This is a genomic window from Streptomyces sp. C, assembly GCF_000158895.1.
Lineage (GTDB): Bacteria > Actinomycetota > Actinomycetes > Streptomycetales > Streptomycetaceae > Streptomyces > Streptomyces racemochromogenes.
Map to the genome: position 1 here is coordinate 3,180,262 of NZ_GG657750.1, position 16,566 is coordinate 3,196,827.

The window sequence follows — 16,566 nt, forward strand, 5'->3', positions numbered from 1 at the left end:
GCGGGGGACCTCCGCCCGGTTCCTACTTGGCCGTCTTGGCCAGGAACGCCAGCAGGTCCTGGCGGCTCACCACACCGGTGGGCTTGCCCTCGACCAGCACGATCGCCGCGTCGGCCTCGCCGAGCACCGCCATCAGCTCGGACACCGGCTCACCGGAGCCGACCTGCGGCAGCGGCGCGCTCATGTGCTTCTCCAGCGGGTCGCCGAGCGAGGCCCGCTGCGCGAACAGCGCCGCGAGGAGCTCCTTCTCCACGACCGAGCCGATGACCTCGGCGGCCATCACGTCGGGGTGGCCGGCGCCCGGCTTGACGATCGGCATCTGCGAGACGCCGTACTCGCGCAGCACCTCGATGGCCTGGCCGACGGTCTCCTCGGGGTGCATGTGGACGAGCGACGGGATGCCGCCCTCCTTGTCGGCGAGGACGTCGCCGATGCGCGCGGCGGGGCCCGCCTCCTCCAGGAAGCCGTGCCCGGCCATCCACTCGTCCGAGAAGATCTTGCTGAGGTAGCCGCGGCCGCTGTCCGGCAGCAGGACGACGACGACGTCGTCCGGGCCCAGGCCCTCGGCGGCGCGCAGCGCGGCGACGACCGCCATGCCGCAGGAGCCGCCGACCAGCAGGCCCTCCTCCTTCGCCAGGCGGCGGGTCATCTGGAAGGAGTCCTTGTCGGACACCGCGATGATCTCGTCGGTGACGTTCGGGTCGTAGGCCGTCGGCCAGAAGTCCTCGCCGACACCCTCGACGAGGTACGGGCGGCCGCTGCCGCCGGAGTAGACGGAGCCCTCCGGGTCCGCGCCGATGACCTTGACCTTCCCGCCGCTGACCTCCTTGAGGTAGTTGCCGGTGCCGGAGATCGTGCCGCCCGTGCCGACGCCGGCCACGAAGTGCGTGATCTTCCCGTCCGTCTGCTCCCACAGCTCGGGACCGGTGGTCTCGTAGTGCGAACGGGGGTTGTTCGGGTTGCTGTACTGGTCGGGCTTCCAGGCGCCGGGCTCTCGCGCGAGGCGGTCGGACACGTTGTAGTACGAGTCCGGGTGCTCGGGGTCGACGGCGGTGGGGCAGACCACGACCTCCGCGCCGTACGCGCGCATCACGTTGATCTTGTCCATGGACACCTTGTCAGGGCAGACGAAGATGCACTTGTAGCCCTTCTGCTGGGCCACGATGGCGAGTCCGACGCCGGTGTTGCCGCTGGTGGGCTCCACGATGGTGCCACCGGGCTTGAGGGCACCGCTCTGCTCGGCGGCCTCGATCATCCGGACGGCGATGCGGTCCTTCACCGAACCGCCGGGGTTGAAGTACTCGACCTTGGCAAGCACGGTGGCCTGCAGGCCTTCGGTCACGCGGTTGAGCTTCACCAGCGGGGTGTTGCCGACGAGGCTGATCATCGAGTCGTGGAATTGCACCATGTTCTCCAAGAAGGGGACTCCACGGGTTCTCCGGGAGGTCCGGCCAGAGTATGCGGAAAGGGATTGGCCGACCGGCAGTACGGGGCAGGTAGGTCAACACGACGCAGGAGGTGGCTCCAAGGGTGTCCAGGGCGAGGACGGCCCGCCGGATCGCGGCGGGGGCAGCGTACGGCGGGGGCGGTCTCGGGCTGGTCGGGGTCGCCGCGTTCGGGCTGGTGCTGGCGGAGGTGCAGTTCGCGAAGCGCACGGTGGGCAACGGGCTGGGTGATCCGCCGCGCGCGGACGGCCTGTACGGGAGCGAGTTCAGCGGGCCGGAAATGAGCCCCGGCCCGCTGCGGATGGGCATGCTCGGCGACTCCACGGCGGCCGGGCTGGGCGTCCACCGGGCCCGCCAGACGCCGGCCGCGCTGCTGGCGTCCGGTCTGGCGTCGGTGGCCGAACGGCCGGTGGAGCTGCGCAACGTGGCGCTGTCCGGGGCCATGTCGGACGACCTGGACCGCCAGGTGAGCCTGCTGCTGGACGGACGCGGCCCGGCGCCGGACGTGTGCGTGATCATCATCGGCGCGAACGACGTGACCCGGCGGATGCCGCTGACGCAGTCGGTGCGGTTGCTGACCGCCGCGGTACGAAGACTCCGGCTCGCGGGCTCGGAGGTGGTGGTCGGGACCTGCCCCGACCTGGGCACGATCGAGCCGGTGTACCAGCCGCTGCGGTGGATGGCCCGGCGGGTGTCGCGGCAGCTGGCGGCGGCGCAGACGATCGGCGTGGTCGCGCTGGGGGCCCGCACGATCTCGATGGGGGACCTGCTGGGCCCGGAGTTCGCGGCGAACCCCCGCGAGATGTTCGGCCCGGACTCGTACCACCCCTCGGCGGAGGGGTACGCGACGGCGGCGATGGCGGTGCTGCCGACGCTGTGCGCGGCGCTGGGGCTGTGGCCGGGGTCGGACCGGCTGGACGTGTCGCGGGACGAGGACATGCTGCTGGTGGCCAAGGCCGCCTCGGCGGCGGCGGGCGAACCGGGCACGGAGGTCACCCCGGCCCGCGGGCCGTGGGCCCTCCTCAAACACCGCCGCCGCCGACGCCTCCCAGAACCGGAGTCCCCGGAACCCGCCGCCACGTCCGCGACCCCGGACGACCCGGCGTAGCCCCGCCGGGAGATCGCCCGGCGGGACTTCCCCGGCCGGGGGCTGGTGGCGTGCGGCTGCGCGGGGCCGTCCCCGCCCGGTGCGCTCAAACTCCCCCGGCTACCGCTGGGAGGTGCCCCCAGCGCGGGCTGGAGGATCCAGCCCCGCCGGCGTTCGGCTTCTCCAGCCCCGCCGGCGTTTGAGGCGCGGGGGTCTGGGGGCGGAGCCCCCATGGGGCCCGGGGCGCAGCCCCGGGGAACGGGCGAAGGGCGGGTAGGGGACTTCGCCCCGCGCAGCCGCACACGACCCGCCGCCCCGGCCCAGGCGCGGCGGCGCGTTCGGAAATGGGGCGGGCGTCACACGCCGAGGGCGGTGACCCCGACCGTACGGGGCGGTAACTTCGCTTGCGGTCCCGCAACGACGCACGCACCCCCTTGGAGTCCCGATGCCCGAAGCCGTCATCGTTTCCACCGCCCGCTCCCCCATCGGGCGCGCCGGCAAGGGTTCGCTCAAGGACGTGCGCCCGGACGACCTCACCGCCACGATCATCCAGGCCGCCCTCGCCAAGATCCCCGAGCTGGACCCGCGCCAGATCGACGACCTGATGCTCGGCTGCGGCCTCCCCGGCGGCGAGCAGGGCCACAACCTCGCCCGCATCGTCGCCGTGCAGATGGGCATGGACTACCTGCCCGGCACCACGATCACGCGCTACTGCTCCTCCTCCCTCCAGACCTCCCGCATGGCGCTGCACGCCATCAAGGCGGGCGAGGGCGACGTGTTCGTCTCCGCCGGCGTCGAGACGGTCTCCCGGTTCGCCAAGGGCTCCTCCGACGGCCTGCCGGACACCCACAACCCGCTGTTCGCCGACGCCGAGGGCCGCACGGCCGCCGTCGCGCAGAGCGAGGGCAGCAGCTGGCACGACCCGCGCGAGGACGGCCTGATCCCCGACGCCTACATCTCCATGGGGCAGACCGCCGAGAACCTGGCCCGCCTCAAGGGCGTGACCCGCCGCGACATGGACGAGTTCGGCGTGCGCTCGCAGAACCTCGCCGAGGAAGCCATCAAGAACGGCTTCTGGGCCCGCGAGATCACCCCCGTCACCACCCCGGACGGCACGGTCGTCAGCAAGGACGACGGCCCGCGCGCCGGCGTCACGCTGGAGGGCGTGGAGGGCCTCAAGCCCGTCTTCCGTCCCGACGGCCTGGTCACGGCCGGCAACTGCTGCCCGCTCAACGACGGCGCCGCCGCGCTCGTCATCATGAGCGACACCAAGGCACGGGAGCTGGGCCTGACCCCGCTGGCCCGGATCGTCTCCACCGGCGTCACCGCCCTGTCCCCCGAGATCATGGGCCTGGGCCCGGTGGAGGCGTCCAAGCAGGCCCTGAAGCGGGCCGGGCTGACCGTCGGCGACATCGACCTGTTCGAGATCAACGAGGCCTTCGCGGCGCAGGTCATCCCGTCCTACCGCGACCTGGAGATCCCGCTCGACAAGCTGAACGTCAACGGCGGGGCCATCGCCGTCGGTCACCCGTTCGGGATGACCGGTGCCCGCATCACCGGCACCCTGATCAACAGCCTCCAGTTCCACGACAAGCAGTTCGGCCTGGAGACGATGTGCGTCGGCGGCGGCCAGGGCATGGCCATGGTGATCGAACGCCTGTCGTAGCCCCGGACGGCCGCGGCGATCACCGGATCGAGCGGGGCCCCCAGGCCCCGCAAGGGATCCTCCAGGTCGGTGCGCTCTACTGACGGCGAATCCAACCCCGTCGCGGCCGAGCTGTGACCGAATCTCCCCCAGGATGTGACCTTTGTCCTGGGGGATCGGCATTTGCCCAGGTCAGAAGCCATCCCCCTTGGTCCGCAAGGACGAAAGACCTGTCCATTTCATGACGTAATGCACTGCACGCCATTCACAGCACAGGACAAGCTGATGTAGGAAGTCGGGGGATCGAATCAACCAGGAGTTAGTCAGTGAGCGCCATGTCTCTTGCCCTGCTGCTGACCACGGCCGCTGCCACGGCCGTGGGCGCTGCTGCGCTGCACGCCGTCCACGGACTGCGCAAGCAGGTCACCGCCCTGCGCGGTGAGCTTGCGGTGTCGGCCCACCCGCGCGCCGCGACCGTCCCGCACGCCCGCGCCGCGGTGCAGTCCCCCGCCGCCGAGATACGAGCCGCCGTCGCCGAGGCCCTGGCCGAGGAGCGCGAGCGCGAGCTGGCCGAGGCGCGGGCCTTCTGGGCCGCGCAGGAGGCCCGCGACGCCGCCGACGCTTCCCCTCGCTTCGCCGGGGAGACCCCCACCTCGCTGCTGGGCGGCCTGCCCGGCCTCGGCGAGGACGGCCCGGTCTTCCTGCCCCGGCAGGCGGACATGGTCGGCCTGGAGCCGGTCCTGGGCGACGACCTCGCCGACGAGTTCCAGGAGTACGCCGAGGATTCCGCCGAGCTGGCCGCGGCCCGCCGCCGCCACCCCTCGCACCCCGACTTCGTCCCGGTCCAGCCGAACCCCGGCGCCGACCACGAGCGCACCGTCAGCCGCCTGGAGGAGCTCGCGGAGGCCCGCACGGCCCTCGCGGACGTCCGCCCGGGCCCCCTGGGCACCCTCGACGTGTACGTCTTCACCGACGGCACCACGCTCTGCATGACCCCGGGCCACCGGGAGACCGCCGAGCGCCTCGCCGAGGCCCTGCGCTCGGGCACCGCACCGGTCCTGCTGGGCGGCTCCGGCATCTCCGGCGCCTACGCGCTGACCTTCTCCTGCGGTGACGCCGAGGACCCCGACAGCAACGTCTACATCCTCGCGGACCGCGTCATCGCATCGCTCTGACTTCCGCCCGCTCCACCAGCGCCACGGCCTCGTCCAGCATCTCGGACGGGGCCTTCGCGCCCTCCGGGCCGGCTGCGGGGACCGCCGCGCGCAGCGCCTCGGCGAGGTCGAGGCCGGCCACCGCCACCTGGTCCCCCACGGTGAAGAGGCCCGCGTCCGGCATCACGCGCGCCGGAGCCGCCCCCTGCGGGTCCTCCAGCCGCTGGGCGCGCTGCGCGAGCTCACGTGCCAGCTCCAGGGCCTCCGCGGCCGCACCCCGCTGGAGCCGGCTCTGCGGAGCGGCCCGCAGCCGGTCGGCGAAGCGTTCCACGGCGGCGTTCAGGGGTGAGGTATCGAGCACCCGGCCGACCTTACGCGCCGTACCCGCACCATTGCCAACGGGCGAACTCTGCGGCACGGTGACGTGAAGAGAACAGCACGGCGACACCCCCCGGAGGCGCCCATGTCCGTAGAGTTCTCCGAGAAGACCCACCGCAACATGATCGAGAGAATCCCCCAGACCACCGGTCGTGAGATCTCCGACTGGCTCCGCACCGTGGACGAAGGCCCCTCCCTCGTCCGGTTCGAGGAGAAGGTCAGCTGGCTGCTCGGCGCGCACGAACTGTCGTACGGCCAGGCCAAGGCGATCATCCACGAGTACGGCCTGCGCAGAGCCGCCCGCAGGTTCGGCTGATCGCACCGGCGAGCCGTCCACCCCCTCCCTCACGAGCCCAGGACGCGGGAAGACCCCGCGAGCGGTCCGCTCGCGGGGCCTTCCCCTTCGCTCCTGCCGGTACGACTAGTCGTCGCCGGAGAGGATCTGGAACAGGCGCAGCAGCTCCAGGTAGATCCACACCAGGGTCAGCGTGAGGCCGAAGGCCGCCAGCCAGGCCTCCTCGCGCGGGGCGCCGTACGTCACGCCGTCCTCGACCTGCTTGAAGTCCATGGCGAGGAAGCAGGCGCCGAGGATGACGCCGACGATGCCGAAGACGATGCCGAGCGGACCGCTGCGGAAGCCGAGGCCGTCACCGCCGCCGAACAGCATGAACAGCGAGTTCGCCAGCATGAGCAGGACGAAGCCGAGGGCCGCGGCCATCACGAAGCCGGTGAAGCGGCGGGTGACGCGGATCCAGCGCATCTTGTAGGCGACGAGCACCGCCGCGAAGACGCACATCGTGCCGAGCACGGCCTGGACGACCACACCGGGGCTGATGTAGGTGCTGGTCACCATGGAGATCACGCCGAGGAACACGCCCTCGAACGCCGCGTAGCCGAGGATCAGCGCGGGCGTCGGCTTGCGCTTGAAGCTCTGGACCATGGCCAGCACGAACGCGACGAGCGCCGAGCCGACGGCGACGCCGTACGACTTGCCGACGTTGGCCGGGTCCACGGGAAGGGCGATCCACGCGAGGGTCGCGGTGACGATCAGGGTGCCGAGCGTCATGGCCGTACGGGTCACGACGTCGTCGATGGTCATCGCGCCGCCGCGGACCGGGGCCGCCGGCATGCCGGTGGTCGGGTCGGTGGCGTAAGGATTCGTCGCGTACGGGTTGGTCGCGGTCCCGGCCTGCGCGTGCTGCGCCTCGAAGCCCGCGTAGCCGCCGTTGTCGCGGCTGAACCCCCGTCGCGAGAAGACCGGGTTACTGCTCCTCATCTCACTCCTCCATGGCCACCGTGCGCGGCCTTGCTTCAAGAGTAATGCGCTCGCAAAAAAAGCACCCTACTGCTGGAGGAGGATCTTAGGAGAAGGCGCGGCGGACCGCCGCCGATAAACGGAAGAGCCGCATGTGTGCCCGGAGCCGGACTTGAACCGGCACGACCCGAGGGCCAGCGAGGTTTAAGCTCGCCGTGTCTGCCATTCCACCATCCGGGCAAGGCGCGGCGGGCCCCGTGGAAAATGCCTTGAACGCAGTGACGAGCCTATCCGGAACACCCCTGCCACCAGGGGGCCCTCTATCCGATGTTGTCTGATTTTATTGGCGATTGAGTGGCCGTCAGACCCGATAAGTCACGGTCGGCCCCCTTCCGGAGGATGCGCCGCGCCGCCCCGGGATTGACCTGATTCCGCTGCCTCCGCGCCACCCCGCCCGCCACCCCGGGCCACCCCGCGCGCCGGACCCCCGCGCGGGCCCCCGCGCGGACCTCCGCGCGCTCCTCCCGTCATACCAAAGGAGGAGACGGCGCCGCCCGTGGTCAGACTCCAGTGGGCCGTCGAACGGGCACCTCGGCTGATCCCCGGCGGGGGTGCCCCCGGTGAGGATGGAACGGTCCCGCCCCACCGCAGAACCGTTCGACAGGAGCCCCCACGTGACCGCCATGAACTACGCCCGGCAGCACACCGCACAGGCCGTGGCGGCCCGCGCCGCGCAGCTCTCCAAGGTGTACGGCCAGGGCGAGACCCAGGTGGTCGCGCTGGACAACGTCTCCGTCGACTTCGCCCAGGGCCAGTTCACCGCCATCATGGGCCCCTCCGGCTCCGGCAAGTCCACCCTGATGCACTGCGTCGCCGGCCTGGACACCTTCTCCTCCGGCTCCGTCCGCATCGGCGACACCGAGCTCGGCTCCCTCAAGGACAAGCAGCTGACCCAGCTGCGCCGCGACAAGATCGGCTTCATCTTCCAGGCCTTCAACCTGCTGCCGACCCTGACCGCCCTGGAGAACATCACCCTCCCCATGGACATCGCCGGCCGCAAGCCCGACAAGCAGTGGCTGGACACCGTGGTGGACATGGTCGGCCTCTCCGGCCGCCTCTCCCACCGCCCCACCCAGCTCTCCGGCGGCCAGCAGCAGCGCGTCGCCGTCGCCCGCGCCCTCGCCGCCCGCCCCGAGATCATCTTCGGTGACGAGCCGACCGGAAACCTGGACTCCCGCTCCGGCGCCGAGGTCCTCGGCTTCCTGCGCAACTCGGTCCGCGAGCTCGGCCAGACCGTCGTGATGGTCACCCACGACGCCGTCGCCGCCTCCTACGCGGACCGCGTCATCTTCCTCGCCGACGGCCGCATCGTCGACGAGATGTACGCGCCCACCGCCGACGGCGTGCTCGACCGGATGAAGGCCTTCGACGCCAAGGGCCGCACCAGCTGACCCGGAGCCGGACCGCCCCGCTCCGCGGAGCCCCCGCAGCCCTCCTCACAGACTTCCAGCCCCAGGACTGAGATCCCCATGTTCCGTACCGCCCTGCGCAACGTACTCGCGCACAAGGCGAGGCTGCTGATGACGGTGCTCGCCGTCACCCTCGGCGTAGCCTTCGTCTCCGGCACCCTCGTCTTCACCGACACCCTCGGCAAGTCCCTGTCCGGCCAGTCCGCCAAGAGCTACAGCGGCGTCGCCGTCTCCGTCACCTCGTACGGGCAGGCCCGCTCCGAGGACGGCCAGAAGGAGGGCGACCCCGGCATCAGCCAGCAGACCCTGGACAAGGTCAAGGCCGTCAAGGGCGTCGGCTCGGTCTCCGGCCGCGTCTCCGGCTTCGCCGGCGTCGGCGACGAGAACGGCAAGCTGATCGGCTCCGGCTGGGCCAACAAGGGCTCCAACCACGCCCCCGTCAAGGACGGCAAGGACCCCCGCTACACGTTCACCGACGGCACCGGCCCGGTCAAGGACGACCAGGTCGCCCTCGACAAGGAGACCGCGGCCAAGGGCGGCTACAAGACCGGCGACAAGGTCCGCGTCGCCACCAACGGCCCGGTCCGCGAGTTCACCCTCACCGGCGTCTTCACCACCGAGGACGGCGCCGTCAACGCCGGCGGCAGCCTCGTCCTCTTCGACACCAAGGTCGCCCAGGAGCTCTACCTCCAGCCCGGCTTCTACGACGAGCTCTCCGTCGCCGCCGCCCCCGGCGCCTCCGCCGACCAGCTGCTGGCCGACATCAAGCCGCTGGTCGACGGCAAGACCACCAAGGCCCAGACCGGCGCCGCGCTCGCCGCCCAGCAGGCCAAGGACATCGAGAAGGGGATGAGCAGCATGAGCAACATGCTGCTCGCCTTCGCCGGCATCTCCCTCTTCGTCGGCGTCTTCCTGATCTACAACACCTTCACCATGCTGGTCGCCCAGCGCACCAGGGAACTGGCCCTGCTGCGCGCCGTCGGCGCCAACCGCGGCCAGGTCATCCGCTCGGTGCTCGCCGAGGCCCTCGTCGTCGGCGCCCTCTCGGCCGCCATCGGCCTGGCCGCCGGCGTCGGCCTGGCGGTCGGCATGCGCTCCCTGATGGACACCATCGGCGCCAAGATCCCCGCCGGGGACCTGGTCGTCGCCCCGGGCACGATCATCGCCGCCCTGGTCATCGGCGTCCTCGTCACCACCGTCGCCGCGCTGCTGCCCGCCTGGCGCACCGGCCGGATCGCCCCGGTCGCCGCCATGGGCAGCGCCCACCTGCCGGCCTCCGCGAAGTCCCTCGTGGTCCGCAACGTCATCGGATCCGTGATCGGCCTCGCGGGCATCGGCGTCGTCCTCCTCGGCGTCTCGATGGGCGGCGACGGCCGCATGGTCATCGGCGGCGGCGCCTTCCTCCTGCTCGTCGGCATGATCGTGCTGCTCCCGCTGCTCTCCCGGCCGGTCATCGCGGCCGTCCGCCCGGTGCTGCAGAAGGTCTTCGGCGTCCCCGGCAAGCTGGCCGCCCAGAACGCCGTGCGCAACCCGCGCCGCACCGCCGTCACCGCCGCCTCCCTGGCGATCGGCCTCACCCTCGTCACCACCATGTCCGTGCTCGGCGTCACCATGGGCAAGGCCATCGACCGGATGAGCACCGACAAGCTCAAGGCCGACTACAAGGTCACCATGTCCGGCGGCATCGGCGGCCTCGACAAGTCGGTCGTCGACACCCTGGCCAAGGCCCCCGGCGTCAAGGCGGTCTCCCCGCAGGCCGCCGGCTACTTCAAGATCGGCGACAGCTTCCGCGCCGCGTCCGGCGTCAACCCGGCCGCCATCGGCCAGGTGCTGAACATCAAGGTCCTCAGCGGCTCCCTGGACAGCCTCGGCAAGGGCGAGGTCGCCGTCGCCGAGAAGACCGCCAAGAAGCAGAACCTGACCGTCGGCTCCGCCCTGCAGGCCCAGTTCGAGGACGGCCAGAAGGCCACCCTGAAGGTCGGCGCGGTCTACGAGGACCTCGACGGGCTGCTGTCCCCCTTCGTCCTCGACAACAAGGTCCTCGCCGCGCACACCGACCAGCAGCTCATCCCCGAGGTCTACGTCAACACCACCGGCGGCCAGTCCAAGGCGAGCCAGCAGGCCGTCATCGACGCCCTCGGCAAGAACCCGGCGATGACCGTCGCCACCCAGCAGGACATGCGCAACGAGATGGGCGGCATCATCAACACGATGCTCAACATCATGTACGGCCTGCTCGGCATGGCGCTGATCATCTCGGTGCTCGGCGTGGTCAACACCCTGGCGATGTCCGTCTTCGAGCGGACCCAGGAGATCGGCATGCTGCGGGCGATCGGCCTCGACCGGGCCCGGGTCAAGAACATGATCCGCCTGGAGTCCGTGGTCATCTCGCTCTTCGGCGCGGTCCTCGGTGTCGGCATCGGCGTCTTCCTCGCCTGGGCCGTGGGCGCCACCCTCACCAAGTCGGTGCCGAACTACGAACTGGTCCTCCCCTACGACCGGATCGGCATCTTCCTCCTGCTGGCCGCCGTCGTCGGCGTCCTGGCCGCCATGTGGCCGGCCCGCAGCGCCGCCCGGCTGAACATGCTGACCGCCATCAAGACCGAGTAGCGGTACGGGCGTACGGGACGCGCGCGGAAGGGCCCCGGGGCAACACGCCCCGGGGCCCTTCCCGTTGCCCGGCCGCCGGGCCGGCCCCGCCGGCCGTACGGTGCTACGCGGGCCCCGCGCCCCAGGCGCGCGTCCGCAGCGGCATCCCCGACGCCCCTCCGCCCCCGGGGCGCACCGCCAGCACCTGGTTGACGCCCAGCCGGCCGTGCTCGAAGCCCAGCGCGGACGCCGCCATGTACAGCAGCCACACCCGGGCCCGGCCGGGCGAGGTGAGCCGGACGGCCTCGTCCCAGTGCCGCTCCAGGCGCGCCACCCAGGCCCGCAGGGTCAGCGCGTAGTGCTCGCGCAGCGCCTCCACGTCGCGGACCTCGAAGCCGGCCCGCTCCAGCTCGCCGACGGTGGTGCCGATCGGGGAGAGCTCCCCGTCCGGGAAGACGTACGCGTCGATGAACTCGTCGATCTCGTACGCCTGCTCGTCGTGCTCGGGGGGCCGCCCGATCTGGTGGTTGAGCAGCCGGCCGCCGGGGGCCAGCAGGGCGTGCAGCATCCCGGCGTACTCGCGGTAGCGCGCGGAGCCCACGTGCTCGGCCATGCCGATCGAGGAAACGGCGTCGTAGGGGCCGTCCTTGACGTCCCGGTAGTCCTGCACCCGGATCTCGACCCGGTCGGTCAGGCCCTCCCCGGCGACCCGCTTGCGGGCGTACGCGGCCTGCTCGCGCGAGAGCGTGATGCCGGTGACCCGCACCCCGTACTCGCGGGCGGCGTGCAGGGCCATGGAGCCCCAGCCGCAGCCGACGTCCAGGAGCCGCTGTCCCGGCTCCAGGGCGAGCTTGCGGCAGACCAGGTCGAGCTTGTCCCGCTGGGCCTCCTCCAGGGTTCCCTCCGCGGTCCAGTAGGCGCAGGAGTACACCATCGAGGGCCCGAGGACCCGCTCGTAGAAGTCGTTGCCCACGTCGTAGTGGTGGCTGATCGCCTCGCTGTCGCGCCGCTTGGAGTGGCGCGGGCCGCCGCTGCGGACGGCTTCCTCCGGCGGCGGTGCGGGCGCCGTCCACGGGCGCGCCAGGGCCACGAGGTCGCGTACGGCGGCCCGTGCGGCCGGGTCGCGCAGCAGCGCGGCGGTCCCGGCGGGGCCCGAGCCGAGCCCGGGCAGGTGCGGGCGCAGGGCGGCGAGCTTGCCCAGCCCCGAACGGGCCGGGAGGGGGGCGGGGGCGGGCGCCGGGTGCCGCTCCCGCTCCCACAGCAGGCCGCCCACCCGGTCGAGCAGTTCGAACAGGTCGCCCTCGACGGTCAGGTCCCCGGCGACCCAGGCTCGGGCGAGCCCCAGCTCGCCCGGCTTCCACAGGATCCGGCGCAGGGCGCGCCGGTGGCCGATCACCAGCACGGGGCCGGTGGCCGGGCCGGCCTCACTGCCGTCCCAGGCCCGTATCCGCACGGGCAGGGGGGCGCCCAGCAGGGTTTCGGCGATCGCTGCCAGCCGCGGCGCGGCGTCGGTCATCTCAGGCACCTCCACGAGTTCCGTGGAACGACTTCCCACTTCCCCTCTGGGGCAATCACCGCCGGTCTGCCCGCTGGAGCGTCCCTCGACCGGGGCTCCACCCGGCCGTGCCGGACCCCGGGTACGCCGAAGGGGCCCCCCGCACCACGGATGGCGGGCGGCCCCTTCGGGGTCGTGCTCGGTTTCCTGCCGGACGGGCCCGGGTCAGGAGGCCTTGGCCTTCTCGGCCGGGGCAGCGGCGGCGGCCGGAGCCGGCGCCGGCTTGGCGGCCTCGTAGAACTCCTCGCGCGGGGTCTCCAGCGCTCCGAGGGAGACGACCTCGCGCTTGAGGAACATGCCGAGGGTCCAGTCGGCGAAGACACGGATCTTGCGGTTCCAGGTCGGCATGGCCATGCCGTGGTAGCCACGGTGCATGTACCAGGCGAGCCGGCCCTTGAGCTTGATCTTCATCTTGCCCATGACGATCATCGCGACGCCCTTGTGGAGGCCGAGACCCGCCACCGCACCCTTGTTGGAGTGCGAGTACTCCTTCTGCGGGAAGCCCCGCATGCCGGAGACCACGTTGTCGCCGAGGACCTTGGCCTGGCGCAGCGCGTGCTGGGCGTTCGGCGGGCACCAGGCGTTCTCGACGCCGGCCTTGCGGGCGGCGACGTCCGGGACCTGGGCGTTGTCGCCCGCGGCCCAGATGTAGTCCGTGCCCTGGACCTGGAGGGTCGGGGCGGTGTCCACGTGGCCGCGCGGGCCCAGCGGCAGGCCGTAGCGGGCCAGCGCCGGGTTCGGCTTGACGCCCGCGGTCCACACGATGGTGTTGGAGTCGACCTCGAGGCCGTTCTTCAGCACCACGTGGCCGTCCACGCAGGAGTCCATGGAGGTGCTGAGGTAGATCTCGATGCCGCGGGACTCCAGGTGCTCCTTGCCCCAGGTGCCGAGCTTGGGCCCGACCTCGGGAAGGATCTTGTCCGCCGCGTCGACCAGGATGAAGCGCATGTCCTCGCGCTTGATCGTGGAGTAGTACTTCACGGCGTCGCGGGCCATGTCCTCGACCTCGCCGATCGTCTCGGCGCCGGCGAAGCCGCCGCCGACGAAGACGAAGGTGAGGGCCTTGCGGCGGACGTTCTCGTCCGTCGTGGACTCCGCCTTGTCGAGCTGCTCGAGGACGTGGTTGCGCAGACCGATGCCCTCTTCGACGCCCTTCATGCCGATGCCCTGTTCGGCCAGGCCGGGGATCGGGAAGGTGCGGGAGACGGCGCCGAGCGCGATCACCAGGTAGTCGAAGGGCAGCTCGTACGCCTCGCCGACCAGCGGCGTGACGACGGCGACCTTGCGGTCCTGGTCGATGGTGGTGACCCGGCCGGTGAGAACCTCAGCCTTGGGCAGCACGCGTCGCAGCGGGACGACAACGTGCCGAGGCGAGATGTTGCCTGCGGCCACTTCGGGGAGGAAGGGCTGGTAGGTCATGTACGACCGCGGGTCGACGACCGTGACGGTCGCCTCGCCGTAGCGCATCTTCTTCATGATGCGCTTGGCCGCGTACAGACCTACGTACCCACCTCCTACTACGAGGATCCTGGGACGCTCCGTGGTGCTCATGGAACGAGTATCCAGCACCCCAAGGGGTGACGCTCGTGAGCCCCTTCACAAGGTGCCACAAGGTCTCTGCTACACTGCGCGGCCCGCGTGACCCAGATCATGGCGCGCAACGGGAACCAACGTATAACGGGAGTCGTTGTTCACCCGGTCTGAACTGGCCTCCAAGGCCCCAACCGGACTGGACCACTGGGTTTCGTCCTTACCTCTGATACGAAACCCGTCGCGGCCGCGCATCGCACAAACAGGTGCCGAAACGGCCCTGCGACCCCCGGAATGGCTCCGATGGGGCTCCTCGTTGACCCAACGGACCCTTTTTCCTTGTGAAGAACTTCACGAACCTCGTTTCCAGAGGGGCGCTTTCGGCCGCTCCAGGGGTCCCGTACGGCCCCCGCACTGCCGCCGCACCGGCCCCCCTCCCCCCGGCCACCAGCCACCCATCGGGCGGAACACGATGTTCAGCCGCACGGCCGCACGACGAACGCTGCACGGCCGCCCGGGAACCGGTCGAGGCGGGGGTGGCCGAAGCGGGCCACCGGGACCCGGCCCGCTCGTACGCTGAACCCATGATCGAAAAGGACACCCTGGAAGCACGGCTCACCGAGCTGCGCGCCCTCATGGCCGAGCACATCGGTGCCGCCCTCGCCCACCTCGACGGCATCCAGGACCCGCTGGAGCGCGAGCGCGCGGCGCGCCTGCTGTCGGACGACCTGCTGCCCCACGCCGTGCGCTCCGCGCGGCAGGCCCGGACCGCCGCGGTGCTGGAACTGCGCCAGGGGCGGACCCTCAGGGAGGTGGGGGAACTGCTGGGCCTGTCCATACCGAGGGTGGACCAGCTGGGCCAAGGGCAAGTAGCCGCTCGGGGCCGGTGTCCGCCGCCGGGCCGGGAGGGGGGCGGGAACGGCGAGGGCCCCCGCGGTCCGCGGGGGCCCTCGCCGCCGTGCCGGATCAGGCCACGGACCAGGCGATGCCGTCCAGGATGTCGTGCTCGGAGACCACGACCTCGGTGGCGCCGGTGCGCTCCATGATCGCGAGCAGGACCAGGGCGCCCGCGCCGATCACGTCGACCCGCCCCGGGTGCATCACGGGGATGGCGGCTCGTTCGTCGTGGGTGGCGGTCAGCATGCGCCCGCTGATCTCGCGCACCTGCTCGTAGGAGATCCGGGAGTGGTGGATCACCGACCCGTCGTACTCGTCCAGGCCGAGCGCGATCGCGGCGACCGTGGTCACCGAGCCCGCGAGGCCCACCAGGGTGCGGGCCTCGGCCAGCGGGACCGTCTCGGCGGCCAGGTCCAGGGCCGCCTCGATGTCGGCCCGCATGGCGGCGATCTGCGCCCCGGTCGGCGGGTCGGTGACCTCGCCGTCCACCACCAGGTGGCGCTCGGTCATCCGGACGCAGCCCACGTCGACCGAGCGGGCCGCCCGTACGCGGTCCTCGCCGACGACGAACTCGGTCGAGCCGCCGCCGATGTCCACCACCAGGAACGGCCGTTCCAGGTGCTCGTGCGCGACGAGCTCCTTGGTGGCGCCGGTGAAGGAGAACTCCGCCTCCTGCTCGCCGGAGATCACCTCGGGCTCGACGCCGAGGACGTCCAGCACGCCGCGGACGAACTCGTCCCGGTTCTCCGCGTCGCGCGAGGCCGAGGTGGCCACGAAACGCACCCGCTCGGCGCCGAACTCCTTGATCACCCCGGCGTACTCGCGGCAGGCCGCGAAGGTGCGCTCCAGCGCCTCCGGGGCCAGCCGGCCGGTCTTGTCCACGCCCTGGCCGAGCCGGACGATCGTCATCCGCCGGTCGAGCTCGACGAGCTCGCCGGTGGCCGGGTCGCAGTCGGCGACCAGGAGGCGGATGGAGTTCGTACCGCAGTCGATGCCCGCGACCCGGGTCATGCGGCCCCCTCCCCGGTCTCCTCTGCCTTCTTCTCCCCGCACGGGGTGACGCAGGCGCCCTTGGCCCACCACTCCGGCAGCATGGCCAGTGCCTCGTCGCCGAACGGGTTCACGCCGGGGCCGGCGGCCAGCGAGTGGCCCACCAGCACGTGCAGGCACTTGACCCGGTCCGGCATGCCGCCGGCGCTCGGGAAGCCCTGGAGCACCTCGATGGCGTCGCGGCGCTGGATGTAGTCCTCGTGCGCCTTCTGGTAGGCGGCGGCGAGCTCCGGGTCCTCGGCGAGCCGGGCCTGCATCTCCTTCATGACGCCGTTGGCCTCCAGCGTGCCGATCGCGGAGGCCGCGCGCGGGCACGTCAGGTAGTACAGCGTGGGGAAGGGGGTGCCGTCGGGCAGCCGGGGTGCGGTCTCGACGACGTCCGGCTGGCCGCAGGGGCAGCGGTGCGCGATGGCGCGCAGCCCGCGCGGCGGGCGGCCGAGCTGCTGCTCGAACGCCTCGATGTCCGCGTCGGTCGGCTCGGTCCGGTCGGTCTGGGGCGGGGGCGTCTGCAT

General features: G+C 71.8%; 14 protein-coding genes and 1 tRNA gene. 6 read left to right on the top strand and 9 right to left on the bottom strand.

Going from position 1 to position 16,566, the window contains the following annotated elements; translation table 11 throughout:
- Nucleotides 1-22: 22 nt before the first annotated feature.
- Nucleotides 23-1,405, bottom strand: a complete 1,383-nt coding sequence (locus tag SSNG_RS14090) for a cystathionine beta-synthase (RefSeq protein WP_042803490.1) — start codon at nt 1,403-1,405, stop codon at nt 23-25.
- A 125-nt stretch (nt 1,406-1,530) separates the two neighbouring features.
- On the opposite strand from SSNG_RS14090, the gene SSNG_RS14095 reads away from it, so the two are divergent.
- The 3 genes from SSNG_RS14095 to SSNG_RS14105 all read left to right on the top strand — a co-directional run bounded on the left by SSNG_RS14095 (nt 1,531) and on the right by SSNG_RS14105 (nt 5,352).
- A complete protein-coding gene (locus SSNG_RS14095) occupies nt 1,531-2,553 on the top strand; it encodes an SGNH/GDSL hydrolase family protein (RefSeq protein ID WP_007264505.1) in 1,023 nt (340 codons plus the stop codon).
- A gap of 424 nt (nt 2,554-2,977) precedes the next feature.
- Nucleotides 2,978-4,198, top strand: coding sequence for an acetyl-CoA C-acetyltransferase (locus SSNG_RS14100; protein WP_007264506.1), 1,221 nt, complete (start codon nt 2,978-2,980; stop codon nt 4,196-4,198).
- Between the two features lie 305 nt (nt 4,199-4,503).
- Nucleotides 4,504-5,352 (top strand): hypothetical protein, encoded by an 849-nt coding sequence (locus SSNG_RS14105; protein WP_042800994.1) that lies wholly within the window; start codon nt 4,504-4,506, stop codon nt 5,350-5,352.
- Here the strand turns inward: SSNG_RS14105 and SSNG_RS14110 are convergent.
- Nucleotides 5,336-5,692 (bottom strand): hypothetical protein, encoded by a 357-nt coding sequence (locus SSNG_RS14110; RefSeq protein ID WP_042800995.1) that lies wholly within the window; start codon nt 5,690-5,692, stop codon nt 5,336-5,338. The two genes, SSNG_RS14105 and SSNG_RS14110, sit on opposite strands and share 17 nt — an antisense overlap.
- Before the next feature lie 102 nt (nt 5,693-5,794).
- Here SSNG_RS14110 and SSNG_RS14115 point away from each other — a divergent pair, with 102 nt between their 5' ends.
- On the top strand, nt 5,795-6,025 hold the full coding sequence (locus SSNG_RS14115) for a DUF4287 domain-containing protein (RefSeq protein WP_007264509.1): 231 nt from the start codon (nt 5,795-5,797) through the stop codon (nt 6,023-6,025).
- Nucleotides 6,026-6,130: 105 nt separating this feature from the next.
- Here the strand turns inward: SSNG_RS14115 and SSNG_RS14120 are convergent, their stop codons facing one another.
- Both SSNG_RS14120 and SSNG_RS14125 read right to left on the bottom strand, forming a co-directional pair.
- The gene (locus SSNG_RS14120) at nt 6,131-6,985 is read right to left on the bottom strand and encodes a Bax inhibitor-1/YccA family protein (RefSeq protein ID WP_042800996.1); all 855 of its coding nucleotides are present in this window, start codon (nt 6,983-6,985) and stop codon (nt 6,131-6,133) included.
- A 136-nt stretch (nt 6,986-7,121) separates the two neighbouring features.
- Nucleotides 7,122-7,204, bottom strand: a tRNA-Leu gene (locus tag SSNG_RS14125).
- Nucleotides 7,205-7,647: 443 nt separating this feature from the next.
- Here SSNG_RS14125 and SSNG_RS14130 point away from each other — a divergent pair.
- Together SSNG_RS14130 and SSNG_RS14135 are read left to right on the top strand one after the other, a co-directional pair.
- Nucleotides 7,648-8,415 (top strand): ABC transporter ATP-binding protein, encoded by a 768-nt coding sequence (locus SSNG_RS14130; protein WP_042803491.1) that lies wholly within the window; start codon nt 7,648-7,650, stop codon nt 8,413-8,415.
- A 78-nt stretch (nt 8,416-8,493) separates the two neighbouring features.
- Nucleotides 8,494-11,043 (top strand): ABC transporter permease, encoded by a 2,550-nt coding sequence (locus SSNG_RS14135; protein ID WP_007264512.1) that lies wholly within the window; start codon nt 8,494-8,496, stop codon nt 11,041-11,043.
- Between the two features lie 103 nt (nt 11,044-11,146).
- Here SSNG_RS14135 and SSNG_RS14140 read toward each other — a convergent pair whose 3' ends face one another.
- The 5 genes from SSNG_RS14140 to SSNG_RS14160 all read right to left on the bottom strand — a co-directional run bounded on the left by SSNG_RS14140 (nt 11,147) and on the right by SSNG_RS14160 (nt 16,566).
- A complete protein-coding gene (locus SSNG_RS14140; protein WP_007264513.1) occupies nt 11,147-12,538 on the bottom strand; it encodes a cyclopropane-fatty-acyl-phospholipid synthase family protein in 1,392 nt (463 codons plus the stop codon).
- A 204-nt stretch (nt 12,539-12,742) separates the two neighbouring features.
- Nucleotides 12,743-14,128, bottom strand: coding sequence for an NAD(P)/FAD-dependent oxidoreductase (locus tag SSNG_RS14145; RefSeq protein ID WP_042800997.1), 1,386 nt, complete (start codon nt 14,126-14,128; stop codon nt 12,743-12,745).
- A 455-nt stretch (nt 14,129-14,583) separates the two neighbouring features.
- Nucleotides 14,584-14,847, bottom strand: a complete 264-nt coding sequence (locus tag SSNG_RS14150) for a hypothetical protein (protein WP_129593306.1) — start codon at nt 14,845-14,847, stop codon at nt 14,584-14,586.
- Nucleotides 14,848-15,073: 226 nt separating this feature from the next.
- The gene (locus SSNG_RS14155; protein WP_007264516.1) at nt 15,074-16,015 is read right to left on the bottom strand and encodes a Ppx/GppA phosphatase family protein; all 942 of its coding nucleotides are present in this window, start codon (nt 16,013-16,015) and stop codon (nt 15,074-15,076) included.
- Nucleotides 16,012-16,566: a DUF501 domain-containing protein gene (locus SSNG_RS14160; RefSeq protein ID WP_042800999.1), complete on the bottom strand. Its 555-nt coding sequence runs from the start codon at nt 16,564-16,566 to the stop codon at nt 16,012-16,014. Before SSNG_RS14160 ends, SSNG_RS14155 begins: the two co-directional genes overlap by 4 nt.